This is a genomic window from Brachybacterium sp. ACRRE (assembly GCF_022346485.1).
Taxonomy (GTDB): domain Bacteria; phylum Actinomycetota; class Actinomycetes; order Actinomycetales; family Dermabacteraceae; genus Brachybacterium; species Brachybacterium halotolerans.
The window spans coordinates 24,752-40,395 of the sequence record NZ_JAKRMO010000025.1 but is presented as its reverse complement, the minus strand read 5'-3'; the positions used below and the strand labels follow the sequence as shown (position 1 = coordinate 40,395).

Genomic DNA, 15,644 nt, shown 5'->3' with positions numbered 1-15,644 from the left:
CCGGGTGAACTGCGTGTGATGCGCCCGGCCCGACCTGCGTCGCCGCACACGGCACGCCTCCGCGTCACCGTCGTGTCCGGCCGGTAGCGTGGGGTTCCATGTGGAGACTGCTGCGTGGGAAGAAGCGCACCGAGGAGCAGGGGAGCGCACCGGGCGCCCCGGACGAGGCGACCTCGTCCGGCGAGGACACCGGTCCCGCCGCCTCGACCGCCCGCACCGGAGCCGCGAACAGGCGCGGCCGCTCCGCGGCGAGCGGTGCGAGCGCCGCCAGCGCCGCGAGCGCGAACGCCTCCGACGGCGGCGAGGGCTTCGCCTTCTCCGTCGACCATCGCCTCGACCCCGCGGGCGCCGACATCGCGCCCCTCCAGGACGAGGACGCCCTGCCGCGCCGCCGCGTGGACGACCGCCCGCTGAGCCGAGCCGACCGCGTCGGCAGCGCCCTGGACCGCTGGATCCTGCAGATCGCCGGCACCCGCGCCGAGCCCTCCTTCCTCACCCGCATGCGCGCGGGCGAGCACGTGCTGGACCTGACCCACTCCCACCCCTCGGGACTCGCCCAGCTCCTCGCCGGCCGCGGCCCCACACGCCTGTCGTCCCTGGTCCGCGAGGTCGGTGCGCTCGCCGACGCCCGTGCCGAGGCGCGGGCGATCCGCGAGATCGCCGAGCGCCAGGCCGAGGAGGTCGGGCTGTCCACCTGCCACCTCGGCATCGGCGAGGCGACCTGGATCCCCGAGGAGGGCGGAGAGCCCTACCACGCCCCGGTGCTGGTGCGGCCCATCACCCTGCGCCTGCGCGGGAGCGCGCGCGAGGACGTCGATCTGGATCTCGACGCGACCGTGGACGTGAATCCCATCCTGCTGCGCGCCCTGCGCGAGGCAGGCATCGCCGTGGACGCGCGCGCCCTGCTCGCGACCACGGAGGGCCCCTACGGCTTCGATCCGACGCCGGTGATCGATGCCTTCAAGTCGCTCGGCCAGCCGCTGCCCGGCTTCCGCGTCGCCCAGGCGCTCGTGGTCGGCAACCTCATGGACGCCGCCGGCCAGCTCGTCGACGATCTGCGCACCGATGCCGCCGACTGGGCCGACAGCGACCTCGTCGCCGCCCTCGCCGGCGACCCCGAGGCCCGCACCGCCCTCGCCCCGTCGGCCGACGGGCCCGCGTCCCCGGGGTCGCCGTCCGCCGATCGTCCGGCCCCCGGCGGGACGCGCGGCACCGCGGGGGAGAGCGCCCACGAGCCCTCCGCCCCCGCCGAGTCCGAGATGGTCACCTCCCTGCCCCCGGACCGCATGCGCGTCCTCGCGCAGGTTCTGGCCGGCGGCCACCTCGCGGTGAGCACCCCTCCCGGCACCGACCCCATCGACCTCGTCGTCGACCTCGCCGCGGAGGCGAATGCGCGCGGCCGCAGCGTGCTCGTGGTCTCCCAGCGCCGGGCGAACCTCGCGCACATCGCCGCCCTCGCCCGCGAACGCGGCCTCGAGGACCTCGTGTTCGACCTCTCGCCGGACCCGTCCCTCCAGCGCAACGCCTCGGCCGCGCTGCTGCAGAGCCTGCGGCGCGCCGGCTCCTTCTCCTCCCCGGTCTCCACCGCCGAGCCCGAGGAGCTCGCCGAGGCCCGCAGCATCCTCACCGGGCACGTCGAGGCCATGCACCGCGTCCAGCAGCCCTGGAACGCCTCCGCGCACGACGCCCTCTCGGCGCTCGCCGCGCTCACTCGCATGCGTCCCGCGCCCCGCACGGAGGTGCGACTGGGCGCCGACGTCGCCGCGACCATGGTCGGCGAGGACCGGGAGCGCGGGGCGGAGTCGCTGCGCGAGGCCGCCCGCCTGGGCGTGCTGTCCATCGGCCCCGAGGACACCGCCTGGTACGGCGCCCCCATCACCACCGACACGCAGGCGGAGCGCGCCCTCGCCCTCGTCGAGCGCCTGCGCGAGAAGCAGCTCCCGCAGCTGCGGCGCGCGATCGAGCGCACCGGCGGCGAGATCGGTCTCGCCCCCGCACGCACCCTCGAGGCGCTGATCGCCCGGCTGCAGCTGCTCTCGAAGGTCCGCGGGGCGCTCTCCGTGTTCCAGGGGGCGGTGTTCGCGGCCCCGCTGGACGACCTCATCGCCGCGACCGCCACCAAGGACTGGCGGCGCGAGCACGGCGTGGTCATGTCCTTCACGACCCGTCGGCGACTGCGCAAGGAGGCCGCCGCGCTCCAGCGCCCGGCCTCGCTCGCCCCCGACCTCCACGAGGCGCTGCGGACCGTGCGCGCCGTGCGCGAGGAGTGGAGGGCGGCCGACGGCGGCAGCGGCGCCGCCCCGTCGGTCCCCGAGAAGCTCGAGAACTGCGCGCAGAGCGCGGAGTCCATGCAGGCCCTGTGCGACGAGCTCGCCGTGCTGCTGGAGGGCACGCCCGCCGGCGGGGCGCTCGCCCGCACCGACGTCGACGATCTCGCCGAGCGGGCCGACGCCCTGTTCGCGGACCGCGACGACCTGGCCGAGCTGCCGCGCCGCACCACCCTGCTGCGCTCGCTCGCGGCCGACGGCCTGGGCGACCTCGTCGAGGACCTGCGTGCGCGCGGCGTCCGCGAGAAGCACGTCGCCGCCGAGCTCGACCTCGCCTGGTGGCAGAGCGTCCTCGAGCTCATCGCCCGCGCCGAGCCCACCATCTCCCAGTACGACGGGACGGGGCTGTCGCAGGTCGCCGAGCGCTTCCGGCGCCTGGACGCCCAGCACATGGAGCGCGCCTCCTACCGGGTGCGCGGCGCCTCCGACGACCGCCTCGTCTCCACGATGATGTCCTTCCCCGACACCTCGCGCGCGGCGATCGCCGAGCTTGCCCGCTCCTCGACCGTCTCCGTGCGCGACCTCGCCGCGAAGTACGAGGACATCCTGTTCGCCGCGCGCCCCACCTGGCTCGCCTCCCCGTACCTGGTGCCGCAGGTGGTCCCGCGCGGGCGCCACGTCGACATGGTCATCGTCGCCGACGGCGGGCGCCTCCCGACCGCGGCCGCGCTGCCCGCGATCGCCCGGGCCGACCAGGTCGTCGTGCTCGGCGACGTGCTCGACCACGCCGAGGTCGAGGGGCCCGTCCTGCTCGACGACATGCTGCAGGTCGCCCCGCACATCGCCCTCCACCGCGATCCGCGTCCCGCCGGCTCCGTGCTGCGCGCCTTCGCCCAGCGCCGGTCGCTCGTGGGCGAGGTCGTCTCCACGCCCAGCCCGTCGGCCCCCGACCCCGACCGCCTCGTCGTCGTCGAGAACGGCCGCGGCGCCGTGCCCACCGGCACCGAGCTCGTCGAGAGCACCGAGGCCGAGCTGCGCCGCGTGACCGACCTCGTCATCGAGCACGCCCGCCACCGCCCCGAGCTCTCGCTCGCGGTCTTCACCCTGACCGCGGAGCACGCCCGCAAGGTCATGGAGCGCATCATGCACACCGTCTCCGTGGTGCCCGGCCTGCGCGAGTTCTTCGACGCTGCCAGCCGCGAGTACTTCACGGTGCTTCCCGCCTCCCGCGCCTCCGGCGTGGTGCGCGACGAGGTGATCGTCTCGCTCGGCTTCGGCAAGACCCCGCACGGGCGGCTGCTGCACCGCTTCGGTCCGCTCTCCGCGCCCGACGGGCGCAAGGCGCTCGCCACCGTGCTCACCCGCTCCCGCGGACGCACCACGGTGGTCTCCGCCTTCGACGTCGAGGACCTCGACCCCTCGCGTCTGAAGTCCGAGGGCGCGCGTGACCTGCGCGCCATGCTCACTGTGCTCCACGGCGGCGCCGACGCCGACCTCGAGGCGCCGGATGCCGCCGGGACACCTGCGGCTGAGGCCCCGGCCCCCGCCTCGACCTCGCCGGCCTCCGCGTCGTCGGCCGCGTCGGCGAGCTCGCCCGCGTCGCCCGCGGAGGAGACCGAGAGCTCCGTCGACGCCCAGATCGAGGCGGCGCTCGCCGCCGCCGACGCCCAGGACGAGTCGGTCGCCCCGGACGACGGTGCGACCGACGCCGACGTCGACGATGCCGATGCCGATGCCGCAGCAGCGACGCCGTCGGAGACCGACGGTGCATCTGACGAGGAGCCCGCGCAGAGCTCGGAGGTGCAGGCGGCGGAGGCATCCGCAGACGCGGACAGCACCGCTGCGGCCGCTTCCGGCGACGAGTCCGGCGTCACCGACGAGAAGGCCGACGGGAAGGTCGCGGACGTCCGGGACGCCGCTTCTCAGGACGCCGCTTCCCAGCACGCTGCGGCGTCGGACGCCGGTGCGCCGCACGACGCCGCGCAGGATGACTCCGCGCAGGACGACTCCACGAAGGAAGACGCTGCGCAGGACGGGTCCTGGCAGGACGAGCCGTCGCAGGACGAGCCCGTCGCCCACGTCCTCGAGACCAACGCCCTGGTCAACGACCTGGCGGATCGTCTCTGGCGGCTCGGTCTCGTGGTCGACACCGACTTCGGGGTGACCTCGGACCGGATCGACCTCGCGCTCGGGCATCCGGATCTTCCCGGCCGCTACCTGCTCGCGGTCGACACCGACGGCGAGAGGTACGTCGCGACCGCGAGCCAGCGCGAGCGCGACCGGCTGAGGGCCGAGCGCCTCGAGGCCTCGGGCTGGGCGACCGAGCGCGTGTGGTCGTGGGCGCTGTTCATCGACCCCGACGGCGAGGCGGAGCGCATCCGACGCGGCGTCGAGCGCGCGCTCATGCTCTACCGCGAGGAGGCCGAGCAGGCCGCGCTCGAGGGAGCCGGCGGCGCCCGCCACCGTCTGCCCCGGCCGCAGATCCCCGCAGGCCATCCGCTCGAGTTCTACGCGAGCGAGGACTTCGACTCGGTCGTCGAGTACATCGCCTCCGACGGCCGCGCCCGCCTCGAGGACCACCTGGCCGCCGAGGTCCGCAGCTTCCTCGGCTTCACCCAGCGCTCCGTGCTCCTGGACGTCTCCGTCAGCAGCGCGATCCGCCGCTTCCAGGAGCGGCAGTGACCCAGGGTGCGCACGGCGCGGACCGCAGGTCGGGCCGCGTCGTGATCTCCTCCCTCACCGGGAAGCCCATCCCGTGGGACGACGACGAACGGTCGGGCGACGCCCGCAGCGACGGCGCCCGTGCCCCGCGTCGTGGTGACGAGCGACCGCTGATCCCGGATCGCGCCTCAGAGGACGCGCCCGAGGCGGGGGAGCGCTCCGGCCACGATGCCGAGATCCTCCGCGACGTGCCGCCGCACTGGGGCACCGGGGCCTGAACCGGGGCTCCCGAGCCGTGACTCCTCGGCGGCGTCTCAGCCCGGGGTGCCCGGGCGAGGACTGCCGCCGTCCTCCTCGCGCGCGAGGATCGCGCGCAGCACGCGCGCCTGACCGGGCCGGGCCACGCGCACGGCCTGCTCGGGAGGGAGCAGGGCGGCGCGGCAGATCTCCCGCGCCTGCAGGACGTCCTGACCCGGGGCCTCGTCGATGTCGATCGACCCGCGCAGCCAGATCTCCACGCGATGGCGCTGCCCGCCGACCACGTCGATCACGCGCAGGTCCGTGGACCGCAGCCCCGACTCCTCGCGCAGCTCCCGTGCCGCGGCGGCCTGCGGCGTCTCGCCGGGGAGCATGTGCCCCGAGGGCACGCCCCAGCGGCCGTCCTCCCAGAAGCGGTGCTCGAACAGCAGCACCCGTCCGTCGGCCGTCCGCAGCACCGCGCACACGCTGACCAGGAAGCGCGGCTGGCTGAGGCGCACGGCGCACCAGACGATCTTGCGGCGCACGGGCCCCGGGAGGGCATCGAGCACGGCGGAGAGCTGTCGCACGAGCAGGGGCATGCTGGGCAGTGTACGGGCGCTGATCGAGGACGGGCAGGACGGGCGGGGCGGGAGATGGTCGCCGATCGGGCATGTCGGATCCGGCCCCTAGAGTGGGAGGCATGACGGATCAGACGAGCCCCCAGACCACCCCTGCCACCTCGCACGCCGCATCCGACGGGACGCCCGATCTCTCCGCCGTGACGGTGAGCGTGCTGGGCGCCGGCAACATGGGCGGAGCGTTCGTGCGGGCGATGCTCGCCGCGGGCGTCGCGCCGGAGAACCTGCGCGTCGTGAACTCCTCGGACGCCTCCTCCCGGCGCGCGGCCGACGAGCTCGGCGCCACCGCCGGATCGGTGCCGGACCTGAGCGGGTCGGACGTCGTCGTGCTCGGTGTGAAGCCCTACCAGCTCGACGCGGTGATGCCCGAGGTGCGCTCCGCGCTCGCCGAGGACACCCTGGTCATCTGCCTCGCGGCCGGCACCAGCCTCGCGGCGCTCACCGAGGCGCTCGGCGGGCACACGCAGATCGTGCGCGCGATGCCCAACACCCCGATGTCCGTGGGGGAGGGCGTCACCCACCTCATGGCGTCCGACGACGCGACCGAGTCCTCGGTCGAGCTGGCCCGCGCGCTGCTCTCGGCCGCCGGGATCGTCGTGGACCTGCCCGAGGAGAAGGGCCACGCGATGATCGGCGCCGCGGGCAGCGCGAGCGCGTTCGTGTTCACCGTCGTCGACGCGATGATTGACGAGGCCGTGCGCCAGGGCATCCCGCGCCCGGAGGCCACGCGCGTGATCCTCCAGACCGTGCGCGGCGCCGCGACCCTTCTGCAGGAGACCGGCCAGCACCCGGCCGTCGCGCGCAGCGCAGTGATGAGCCCCGGCGGCACCACCGCCGAGGGCATCGCGGCGCTCGAGCGCGGCGGCATCCGCCCGGCGCTCGCCGGGGCCATGGACGCCGCGGCGCGCAAGTCCCGGGCCATGTCGGGGGAGTGATCCGGCCGGGCGGCCGGCCTGCTCCGAGTCGGCCGGCTGATCCGTCTCGGATCGGTCGGCCCTCCCGCTGGCCGATCTGCCTCAGGGGCGGTTGGAGAAGCGCTCGATGAGCTCGGTGTGCCCGGAGACGATCAGCAGATCGTGCTGGGAAACCTTGGTGTCCGGGCCGGCGTAGGTGAAGTCGCGGCCGGGCGACTTCACGCCGACCACGGTCACGCCGTACTTCGCGCGGATATCGGACTCCTGCAGGGTGAAGCCCATGATCTCCTGCGGCGGGCGCATCTTCACGATCGCGAAGCCGTCGTCGAACTCGATGAAGTCGATGAGGCGCCCGTTGACCAGGTGCGCGACGCGCTGACCGGCGTCCTTCTCCGGGAAGACCACGTGATGGGCGCCGATGCGCTCGAGGATCTTGCCGTGCGGCACGCTGATGGCCTTCGCCCAGATCACGGGCTTGCCCAGGTCCACGAGGTTCGCGGTGATCAGCACGCTCGCCTCGAGGGACGTGCCCACGCCCACCACCGCGACGGAGAAGTCGGCCGCGCCCACCTGGGCGAGGGCCTCCATCTGCGTGCCGTCGGCCTCGACCACATGGGTGAGACGCCCCGAGTACTCCTGCACGAGATCCTCGCGCGTGTCCATCGCGAGCACGTTCGTGCCGAGCTCCTCGAGGGTCAGGGCCAGGGAGGCTCCGAAGCGGCCCAGGCCCACGACCAGGGCTCCGCTGCTGCCACGGGGACGGGCCACGATGTCTCCTCACATGCGGACGGCGGGACGGCGCCGGAGCGCCGCGAACAGTCTAGAGCGCTGCGCAGTGGTCGTTATGGACGTTCAGAACGACCGCTTCGCAGCACTCAACGCGTTGCGGTACGGGGCGGCGAGACGGGGGACCTGGACGCTGCGCACCGGCATCAGCCGACGATGGGGCGCTCGCTGGGCAGGCGCACCACGCGCGAGCGCGACCGCAGCGCAAGAGCGGCGCCGAGCGTCATCGGCCCGATCCTGCCCAGGTACATGCACACGATGAGGACGTAGCTCGCGGCGTCGCCGAGATGCGGGGTGATGCCCGTGGACAGCCCCACGGTGCCGAAGGCGGAGAGCACCTCGAAGAGCACCTGGTCCAGGCTGAACGGCGTGAGCTGCAGGGTCAGGAACGTCGCGATGAACACGACCGAGGCGCTCATGACGAGCACGCCGATCGCCTGGCGGATGGTCTCCTGCGGGATCCGACGCCCGAACACCTCGACGTCGCGGTCGCCCCGCGCCTCGGCGACGATCGAGAGCGCGAGCAGCGCGAACGTCGTCACCTTGATGCCGCCGCCCGTCGACCCGGAGCCGCCGCCGATGAACATGAGCAGGTCCGTGAACAGGCGCGTCTCGGGTTCGAGAGAGGCGATGTCGAGCGTGGAGAAGCCGCCCGAGCGCGGCATCACCGAGGCGAACAGGGAGGCCAGCACCTTCGCGCCGAAGTCCTCGCGGCCCAGCGTGTGCGGGTTCGACCACTCCATCGCGAGGTAGCCGAGCATGCCGGCGACCAGCAGGATCCCCGAGGTCGCGAGGGTGAGCTTCGCATGCAGCGTCCAGTGATGAGGGGTGCGCCACCTCTTGACCAGCACGAGCACCACGGGGAATCCGAGCGAGCCCATGAACACGGCCGTCGAGATCGGGATCGAGAAGAACGGGTCGCCCAGGTACTGGGAGATGCCGCCGGGATCTGGCACGAAGCCCGCGTTGTTGAACGCGCTGATCGCGTAGAAGGCGCCGTAGAAGACGGAGGTGCCGGTGCCGTGCTCGGTCGCGATCATGTACGGCACGAGCGCGAGGAAGGTGAGGACCTCGAAGGCCGTCGAGGTGATGACGATCGTGCGCAGCACGCTGCCCACCTCGGCGAGCTGCTCGGCGCGGGTCTCGCGCGCCGTGATGATCCTCTGGGCGAGCCCCATCGAGCGCATCACCGACAGTCCCAGCAGCGAGGCGAGGGTGAGCACGCCCAGCCCGCCGATCTTCATCGCGACCATGAGGACCACGAGGCCGAAGGTCGACCAGTGCGTGGCCGTGTCGACCGTGGTCAGCCCGGTCACGCAGATGGCGGAGACGGCCGTGAACACGGCGTCGCGGAAGTCGGTGGCCTGGCCGTCGGACGCGGCGAGCGGGGACATCAGCAGCAGCGTGACCAGGCCGATCATCGCGGTGAACACGGTCAGTGCGAGGCGGGCGGGGGAGGTCCTCGCGGCCGTCGCGAGCGCGGTGCTCGAGAACTCGCGGATGCGCTGCCAGAGGGAGACCGCGGACAGGTCTGTGCGCCCGTCCTCGTCCCGGCCCTCGCTCATCCGGCTGCTCCTCGTCCTGCGTCTCGGTCCTGCGTCTCGTGCCCGTCGCGTGCGCGCTGTCCGACCAGCGCCGCCGGGGCCCGCGGACCCGCGGGACCGCCCGTCGCGCAGGCGCTGATCCGTCGCGCAGTCTACGTCGGCGATGCGCTCGTCCGGCCCTGCACTGGGTACGCTCGCACGCATGGTCTCCGCCCCCTATGGCTCCTCCGCCGCCGGTGTCGTCTGGGACGACTCCCTCCTCGCCTACGACTTCGGCCCCTATCACCCGATGTCGCCCGTCCGCCTCGAGCTGACCAGGCTGCTCGCCGAGTCCAGCGGACTGCTCGCGCGCCCCGGGGTGCAGATCCTGCCCGCGCCCGTCGCGGACGACGCGGAGCTGCTGCGCGTGCACACCTCGGAGTTCCTGGCGGCCGTGCGCCGCGCCTCGGAGCCCGGAGCGGGGAAGGACGGCGGCGACGACGCGCTCATCGCCTTCGGCATCGGGGGTGACGACGTCCCCGCCTTCGAGGGCATGCATACCGCGAGCGCCCGCATCGTCGGCGGATCGATCGCCGCGGTCGACGCGATCCGCGCCGGCGAGGTGGACCGTGCCGTGAACTTCGCCGGCGGCATGCACCATGCGCGCGCCTCGCAGGCCGCCGGGTTCTGCGTGTACAACGACGCGGCGATCGCGATCGCCCACGCCCTGGACGCGGGGGAGGAGCGCATCCTCTACGTCGACCTCGACGTCCACCACGGCGACGGCGTCGAGCGCGCGCTCTGGGACGAGCCGCGCGCCGTCACCCTCTCGATCCACGAGAGCGGCGAGCACCTCTACCCGGGCACCGGCTTCGTCCAGGACACCGGCGGCGCGGGCGCCCTGGGCAGCGCGATCAACGTCCCGCTTCCGCCGCGCACCGACGCGGACGGCTGGGTGCGCGCGATCGGCGCGACCGTGCCCGCCCTCGCCCGCGCCGTCCGCCCGACGCTCCTGGTCACCCAGCACGGCGCCGACAGCCACCGCAAGGATCCGCTCGCTGACGTCCGCGCGACCCTCGAGGCCCAGCGGGCGGCGATGATGCTCATGCGTGAGGTGGCGGAGGAGTCCGCGGGCGGGCGCTGGCTCGCCCTCGGCGGCGGCGGGTACGCGGTCACCGACGTGGTCCCGCGCTCCTGGGCGCACCTGGTGGCCGTGGTCACCGGGGAGCCGCTCCCGGAGGAGGGCGACGTCCCCGAGGCGTACCGCCGCGCCGCCCCCGAGGTGCTGCGCGCCCACGGTCTGCTCGACCCCGACGCCCCGCCCGAGATGGGATACGGGGAGCAGCGCCCCCTGGACGTGCGCGACTGGTCGCTGGGCTTCGATCCGGCCGACGACCTCGACCGCGCCGTCCAGGCCGCCCGCCGCTCCGCCTTCCCCGAGTGGGGCCTGGACCCGTTCCTCGACTGAGGGACCCCGCGGCGCGGCGACTGCCAGAATGGCCGCATGACCACTCGACCCCCGGCGGACGACCCGGTAGAGCCACGGCCGGACGCCACGCGGGTGCTCGACGACCTCGCCGCCGATCTCGACGGGGTCCGCCTCGGCTTCGAGGCGCCCGGCGCCGCGCAGACCCGCAGCGCGGTGACCGCAGCCTCCCGCCAGCTCGCCGACCACCTCGTCCCGCGCCTGCAGTCCGTCGACGCCCCACTGCTCGTGGTCGTCGGCGGCTCGACGGGCGCCGGCAAGTCGACGCTGCTGAACGCCCTGGTCGGTCGGCCCGTCACCCGCGCCGGCGCCATCCGCCCCACGACCCGGCGGCCCGTGCTGCTGCACCATCCGGAGGACGCCCCCTGGTTCGAGGGCACGCGGATCCTGCCCGGCCTCGCCCGCGTCCGCGGGGGAGCGGGCGCCGGCGCCCCGTCGGCCGGATCCGAGGACGAGCCCTCGCGCGAGCTCGAGCTGCGCCCCCTCGCCGAGGTCCCGCGCGGCCTCGCCCTGCTGGATGCGCCGGACATCGACTCGATCGCCGCGGGCAACCGCGAGCTCGCCCGGCAGCTGCTGCGCGCCGCCGATCTCTGGCTGTTCGTCACCACCGCCAACCGCTACGCCGACGCGGTCCCGTGGGAGGTGCTGCGCACGGCGGTCGAGGCCGACGCCACGGTCGCCGTGGTCATGAACCGCATCCCCGAGCGGCCCGGCATCGCCGAGGAGCTCGAGACCGACCTGCGCGCGATGCTGGAGGACCGCGGGCTCGAGCCCGCCCGGCTCTTCCTCGTGTCGGAGTCGTCGCTCTCGGCCGAGGGGATGCTCGACCACGCCCGCGTCGGCGAGATCGACGCCTGGCTGCACGCGCTCGCCGCGGACCAGGGTGCACGCGGCGCGATCGCCCGGCGCACCCTCGCCGGCGCCCTCGACTCCCTGAACGGGACCCTCCAGGACGTCGCCGCCGGCGTCGAGGAGCAGGGCGCGATCCGCGAGGAGCTGGCGGCGGCGGTCGACGACGCCTTCGCCGACGTCGTCGAGCGCATCGAGGCGGCCGTGGGCGACGGGTCCCTGCTGCGCGGCGAGGTCCTCGCGCGCTGGCAGGAGGTCGTGGGGACCGGCGAGATCGTCCGTTCGCTCGAGAGCCTCGTCGGGCGGGTGCGCGACCGCCTCGGACGGGCGCTGCGCGGCGAGGGCAGGCCCGCCGTCGCGGCCCAGGACGCCCTCGAGACGGGGCTCGTGCACGTGGTGGTCGACGAGACCGCGCGCGGCGCCGAGCACGTCGAGCAGGCATGGCGCTCGCACACCGCCGGACGCCCCCTCGTGGAGGGCGCCGACCTCTCCCGCATGGAGCCCGGCTACGAGCAGCAGGTCGCCCGGGCCGTGCGCGACTGGCAGGGGGACGTGCTCGAGCTCGTGCGCAGCGAGGGCGCCGACCGTCGCACGAAGGCCCGCATCCTGTCCCTCGGCGTGAACGCCGTGGGCGTCGCGCTCATGGTCGTCGTCTTCGCCTCCACAGCCTTCATCCCCACCGGCCTGGAGGTCGGCACGGGCGCCGCGACCGCGATCGTCGGCCAGAAGCTGCTCGAGACGATCTTCGGCGAGGACGCCGTGCGGAGACTGGCCCGCGTGGCCCGCGAGAGCCTGGTCGCGCGGCTCGAGGGACTCGTCGCCGAGCGCGCCGAGCCCTTCCGTGTGCGCCTGGACGCCGTGCCCGAGGGCACGGAGCCCGCAGCCCTGCGGGCCGACGCGCGCGGGGCGGCAGCGCTCGCCGCCGACATCCGGACGCAGGCCGAGCAGTCGACGGGCGGCCGGGCGGCGCAGGAATCCACGACCGGGGAGGACATCGCATGAGTCCGCGCACCTCTCGCACCTCCCGCACCTCGCGCGGCGCCCGCGCCGGCTCCGCGGAGGCCCTCGCGACCGTGGCCGAGCGCCGGGACGCCCTCGTGCGGGCCCGCGAGGACCTCGAGGGCATCGCCCCGGCGGACGCCCTCGATGCGGCCGGGGAGATGCTCGAGCGGCTCGATGCGCGCACCGCGCTCTCGGCCGAGCACACCGTGATCGGCTTCTTCGGCGCGACCGGATCCGGCAAGTCCTCGCTCATGAACACCCTGGTGGGGGAGGAGATCTCGCCGGCGGCGGTGCGTCGGCCGACGACGCGCGACCCGCACGCCGCGGTGCTCGACCCCGCCGGGGCGGACGCCCTCCTGGACTGGCTCGAGGTCGCCGATCGCCACGAGGTGCAGGGCGGTCCGCTGCACGAAGCGCTCGCGCGGGCGGCCGCGGACGGCGCCGGGCGCGCCGCCCGAGCCGGCCGTGCCGGCAGTGCCTCCGGAGCGGGACCCGCCGCGGGCATGGTGCTGCTGGACCTGCCCGACCTCGACTCCGTCCAGGAGGCCCACCGCGACATCGCCGAGCGCATGACCGGCATGGTCGACGTGCTCGTGTGGGTCACGGACCCGCAGAAGTACGCCGACCGGGTGCTGCACCGCGACTTCGTCGAGCCCTTCGCCGGCCACGACGCGGTCACGCTCGTGCTGCTCAACCAGATCGACACCGTGCGCGAGGACGAGCGCGAGAGCGTGCGCGCCTCCCTCGAGCAGATCGTGCGACGGGACGGCCTCGAGCACGCGCCCGTCCTCGCGGTCTCTGCGCAGACCGGCGCAGGCCTCGCGGAGATCCGCTCCCGCTTCGCGGCCGTCGCCCAGGCCCGTGAGGCGATCGCCATGCGTCGGCGCGCCGACCTGCGGGAAGCCGCCACGGGGCTGCGCGAGGCCGCGGATCCCTCGGGTCTGCCGGACCGGGTGCCGCCGGCCGCCGAGCGCTCGCTCGAGGACGCCCTCGGGGCCGCCGCTCGCATCGAGCCTGTGGCCGAGGCCGTGGGGAAGGCCTACCGGCATCGCGCCGACGCGCGCAGCGGCTGGCCCGTCGTGCGCTGGCTCCGACGCGTGCGCCCGGACCCGCTGGGTCGCCTCCACCTCGGGGCCGACGCATCACGCGGCGGACGGGGCGCAGAGGCGCGGTCCTCGCTGCCCGTGCCCGACGCGGCGACCTCGGCCCGCGCCTCCGAGGGCCTGCGCGGATTCGCCGACACCGTCAGCCGCGAGGGTTCCGACCCGTGGCGCGCGGCGGTGCGCCGCTCCGCCCGCTCGCGCGAGGACGAGCTCCCGGACGCTCTTGACCAGGCCGTCGTCGGCGCGGACCTCTCGCGCCGCACCCGTGGCTGGTGGTGGTCCGTCCTCGACGTGCTGCAGTGGCTCGCGATGGTGGCCTGGGTGGTGGGTCTGGGCTGGCTCGTGCTCAACGCGGTCCTCGCGTTCTTCCAGGTGCCGGCGCCGCCGATGCCGATGATCCGCGAGCTGTGGGTGCCGATCCCCCTGCCCACGGCGCTCGTCGTGCTGGGCGTGGGAGCGGGGATCCTGCTGGCCGTGCTCGGCGGGGCGCTCGCCGCCCTCGTCTCGCGCCTCCACGCGGCTCGTGCCCGACGGCTGCTGCGCGCCCGCGTGCACGAGGTCGCGGCCGATCTCGTCGTCGGCCCCGTGCAGGACAGACTGGACGCGGCCCGCAGATCTGCGACGGATCTCGCAGAGGCGAGCGGGGACTCACCCCCTCGGCGCGTGTAGAGTGGGGCGTCGACTGTGGCACGGGCCCTGGACTCGTGGTGCTCATGCGTGGGCGCCGCATCCCGCCCCCGGGAGCGGGGAGCACCGCCTGTGGGCCGGGCCGCGTGCAGTCCGCTCTCCGTCCGAGACCGCAGGCATCCGCCTGCAGAACAGGGGTCCCCATGGGTTCCGTGATCAAGAAGCGTCGCAAGCGCATGTCGAAGAAGAAGCACCGCAAGCTGCTTCGTCGCACGCGCCACCAGCGCCGCAACAAGAAGTGATCTGCGCGCCCCCAGGGCGCGACCGCATGCGGGCCCTGCGGCCCGCGCGGTGATCACTGCACGAGGACCCCGCCGGATCTCCGGCGGGGTCCTCGAGCGTTGCGATGCGGGGTCTCTCGGCCCGCCCGGTTCGAGGGGCCTCTCGGCCCATCGGGCTCAGCGGCCCAGGATCCTCTTCCACCAGGGCCGACGGCTGAGGGCCGAGCGCAGGGACGACGCGTCGACGCGGTAGCGTGCCCGCACGGCGCCGTCGACCACGATCACCGGCACGTGCTCGTTCCAGTCGCGCTGCAGAGCGGGGTCCTCGTCGATGTCGCGCACCTCCACGACCGTCCCCGCGCGGTCGGCCTCGGCGCGGACGACGGGCAGCGCCTCGTCGCACAGATGGCAGCCGGGGCGGGTGAGGTACAGCACGCGCGCATCCGGATCCGTGGTGCGCGGCGGGCGGGGAAGGTCAGCGGGGAGGGTCATCACCCGTCCAGCGTAGAGCGTCCCGCCCTGCGTCGGCCCCGCGCACCATGAAGGGCCGCCCACCCGGTGGTGGACGGCCCTTCAGCGGCTGTGGGCGGAGGCCCGGCGAGCCGATCACGCGATCGGTCGATCACGCGATCATCCGGTCAGGATGGCTCCGCGCGCACGGGATCACGCAGCGGCGGGAGCGGTGAACTCGGCCTCGATGGTGATCTTGACCTCGTCGGCCACGAGCACGCCGCCGGCCTCGAGGGCGGCGTTCCAGGTGAGCCCGAAGTCCTTGCGGGAGATCTTGGTGGAGGCGGTGAAGCCCGCGCGGTACTGGCCGAAGGGGTCGGTCGCAGCGCCCTCGTAGTCGTAGTCGAGGGTGATGGACTTGGTGACGCCGCTGATGGTCAGATCGCCCACGATCTCGTCGTCGGAGACGGACGTCGAGGAGAAGGTGATCTCCGGGTTCGTCTCGGCGTCGAAGAAGTCACCGGAGCGCAGGTGGTTGTCGCGGTCCGGGTTGCCGGTCGAGATCGACGCGGTCTTCAGGGAGGCCTCGAAGCGGCTGGACTCGAGGTCGGCGCCCGCGACGAAGGAGCCCGTGACGTCCGCGAAGTGGCCGCGCACCTTGGAGATGCCCGCGTGGCGGATGGTGAAGCCGGCGTTGGTGTGGGAGGCGTCCAGCGTCCAGGTGCCCTGGGAGATGCCATCGGGGAGAGCAGTCATCGTGTGCCGTCCTTCTTTCCTTGAATGTTGCACGAACTCTGTGCTTGAAAGGTAAACTATG

At 74.3% G+C, this 15,644-nt stretch carries 12 protein-coding genes; 7 read left to right on the top strand and 5 right to left on the bottom strand.

Translation table 11 applies throughout. The features are described from left to right. Nucleotides 1-98: 98 nt before the first annotated feature. Both MHY49_RS09140 and MHY49_RS09135 read left to right on the top strand, forming a co-directional pair. Nucleotides 99-4,949, top strand: coding sequence for a hypothetical protein (locus tag MHY49_RS09140; RefSeq protein WP_239203693.1), 4,851 nt, complete (start codon nucleotides 99-101; stop codon nucleotides 4,947-4,949). Beyond that, on the top strand, nucleotides 4,946-5,206 hold the full coding sequence (locus MHY49_RS09135) for a hypothetical protein (protein ID WP_239203692.1): 261 nt from the start codon (nucleotides 4,946-4,948) through the stop codon (nucleotides 5,204-5,206). The genes MHY49_RS09140 and MHY49_RS09135 overlap by 4 nt, the downstream gene beginning before the upstream one ends. A gap of 36 nt (nucleotides 5,207-5,242) precedes the next feature. Here the strand turns inward: MHY49_RS09135 and MHY49_RS09130 are convergent, their stop codons facing one another. Then, nucleotides 5,243-5,767: an NUDIX hydrolase gene (locus tag MHY49_RS09130; RefSeq protein WP_239203691.1), complete on the bottom strand. Its 525-nt coding sequence runs from the start codon at nucleotides 5,765-5,767 to the stop codon at nucleotides 5,243-5,245. A 101-nt stretch (nucleotides 5,768-5,868) separates the two neighbouring features. Here MHY49_RS09130 and proC point away from each other — a divergent pair, with 101 nt between their 5' ends. Then, nucleotides 5,869-6,741, top strand: a complete 873-nt coding sequence (gene proC, locus MHY49_RS09125; RefSeq protein WP_239203690.1) for a pyrroline-5-carboxylate reductase — start codon at nucleotides 5,869-5,871, stop codon at nucleotides 6,739-6,741. 81 nt (nucleotides 6,742-6,822) lie between these two features. Here proC and MHY49_RS09120 read toward each other — a convergent pair whose 3' ends face one another. Both MHY49_RS09120 and MHY49_RS09115 read right to left on the bottom strand, forming a co-directional pair. Beyond that, nucleotides 6,823-7,488: a TrkA family potassium uptake protein gene (locus MHY49_RS09120; RefSeq protein ID WP_152351722.1), complete on the bottom strand. Its 666-nt coding sequence runs from the start codon at nucleotides 7,486-7,488 to the stop codon at nucleotides 6,823-6,825. A 164-nt stretch (nucleotides 7,489-7,652) separates the two neighbouring features. After that, the gene (locus tag MHY49_RS09115) at nucleotides 7,653-9,071 is read right to left on the bottom strand and encodes a TrkH family potassium uptake protein (protein ID WP_239203689.1); all 1,419 of its coding nucleotides are present in this window, start codon (nucleotides 9,069-9,071) and stop codon (nucleotides 7,653-7,655) included. A gap of 181 nt (nucleotides 9,072-9,252) precedes the next feature. On the opposite strand from MHY49_RS09115, the gene MHY49_RS09110 reads away from it, so the two are divergent. The 4 genes from MHY49_RS09110 (at nucleotide 9,253) to MHY49_RS09095 (ending at nucleotide 14,398) form a co-directional block, all read left to right on the top strand. Next, the gene (locus tag MHY49_RS09110) at nucleotides 9,253-10,497 is read left to right on the top strand and encodes an acetoin utilization protein AcuC (protein WP_239203688.1); all 1,245 of its coding nucleotides are present in this window, start codon (nucleotides 9,253-9,255) and stop codon (nucleotides 10,495-10,497) included. Nucleotides 10,498-10,533: 36 nt separating this feature from the next. Beyond that, nucleotides 10,534-12,366 (top strand): dynamin family protein, encoded by a 1,833-nt coding sequence (locus MHY49_RS09105; RefSeq protein WP_239203687.1) that lies wholly within the window; start codon nucleotides 10,534-10,536, stop codon nucleotides 12,364-12,366. After that, entirely contained in the window at nucleotides 12,363-14,138 is a 1,776-nt protein-coding gene (locus MHY49_RS09100) for a GTPase (protein ID WP_239203686.1), read from the top strand. Before MHY49_RS09105 ends, MHY49_RS09100 begins: the two co-directional genes overlap by 4 nt. Nucleotides 14,139-14,299: 161 nt before the next feature. Beyond that, nucleotides 14,300-14,398: a 30S ribosomal protein bS22 gene (locus tag MHY49_RS09095; protein ID WP_109274628.1), complete on the top strand. Its 99-nt coding sequence runs from the start codon at nucleotides 14,300-14,302 to the stop codon at nucleotides 14,396-14,398. Between the two features lie 156 nt (nucleotides 14,399-14,554). Here MHY49_RS09095 and MHY49_RS09090 read toward each other — a convergent pair whose 3' ends face one another. Together MHY49_RS09090 and MHY49_RS09085 are read right to left on the bottom strand one after the other, a co-directional pair. Further along, nucleotides 14,555-14,869, bottom strand: a complete 315-nt coding sequence (locus MHY49_RS09090; RefSeq protein WP_239203685.1) for a glutaredoxin family protein — start codon at nucleotides 14,867-14,869, stop codon at nucleotides 14,555-14,557. A 171-nt stretch (nucleotides 14,870-15,040) separates the two neighbouring features. Next, nucleotides 15,041-15,583 (bottom strand): YceI family protein, encoded by a 543-nt coding sequence (locus MHY49_RS09085; RefSeq protein ID WP_200501912.1) that lies wholly within the window; start codon nucleotides 15,581-15,583, stop codon nucleotides 15,041-15,043. Between the last annotated feature and the right edge of the window lie 61 nt (nucleotides 15,584-15,644).

Excerpts from the sequence above, each read along its gene's own strand:
- MHY49_RS09140 (WP_239203693.1), top strand. The coding sequence starts at position 99 with ATGTGGAGACTGCTGCGTGGGAAGAAGCGCACCGAGGAGCAGGGGAGC.
- MHY49_RS09130 (WP_239203691.1), bottom strand. The coding sequence starts at position 5,767 with ATGCCCCTGCTCGTGCGACAGCTCTCCGCCGTGCTCGATGCCCTCCCG.
- proC (WP_239203690.1), top strand. The coding sequence starts at position 5,869 with ATGACGGATCAGACGAGCCCCCAGACCACCCCTGCCACCTCGCACGCC.
- MHY49_RS09115 (WP_239203689.1), bottom strand. The coding sequence starts at position 9,071 with ATGAGCGAGGGCCGGGACGAGGACGGGCGCACAGACCTGTCCGCGGTC.
- MHY49_RS09110 (WP_239203688.1), top strand. The coding sequence starts at position 9,253 with ATGGTCTCCGCCCCCTATGGCTCCTCCGCCGCCGGTGTCGTCTGGGAC.
- MHY49_RS09105 (WP_239203687.1), top strand. The coding sequence starts at position 10,534 with ATGACCACTCGACCCCCGGCGGACGACCCGGTAGAGCCACGGCCGGAC.
- MHY49_RS09100 (WP_239203686.1), top strand. The coding sequence starts at position 12,363 with ATGAGTCCGCGCACCTCTCGCACCTCCCGCACCTCGCGCGGCGCCCGC.
- MHY49_RS09095 (WP_109274628.1), top strand. The coding sequence starts at position 14,300 with ATGGGTTCCGTGATCAAGAAGCGTCGCAAGCGCATGTCGAAGAAGAAG.
- MHY49_RS09090 (WP_239203685.1), bottom strand. The coding sequence starts at position 14,869 with ATGACCCTCCCCGCTGACCTTCCCCGCCCGCCGCGCACCACGGATCCG.
- MHY49_RS09085 (WP_200501912.1), bottom strand. The coding sequence starts at position 15,583 with ATGACTGCTCTCCCCGATGGCATCTCCCAGGGCACCTGGACGCTGGAC.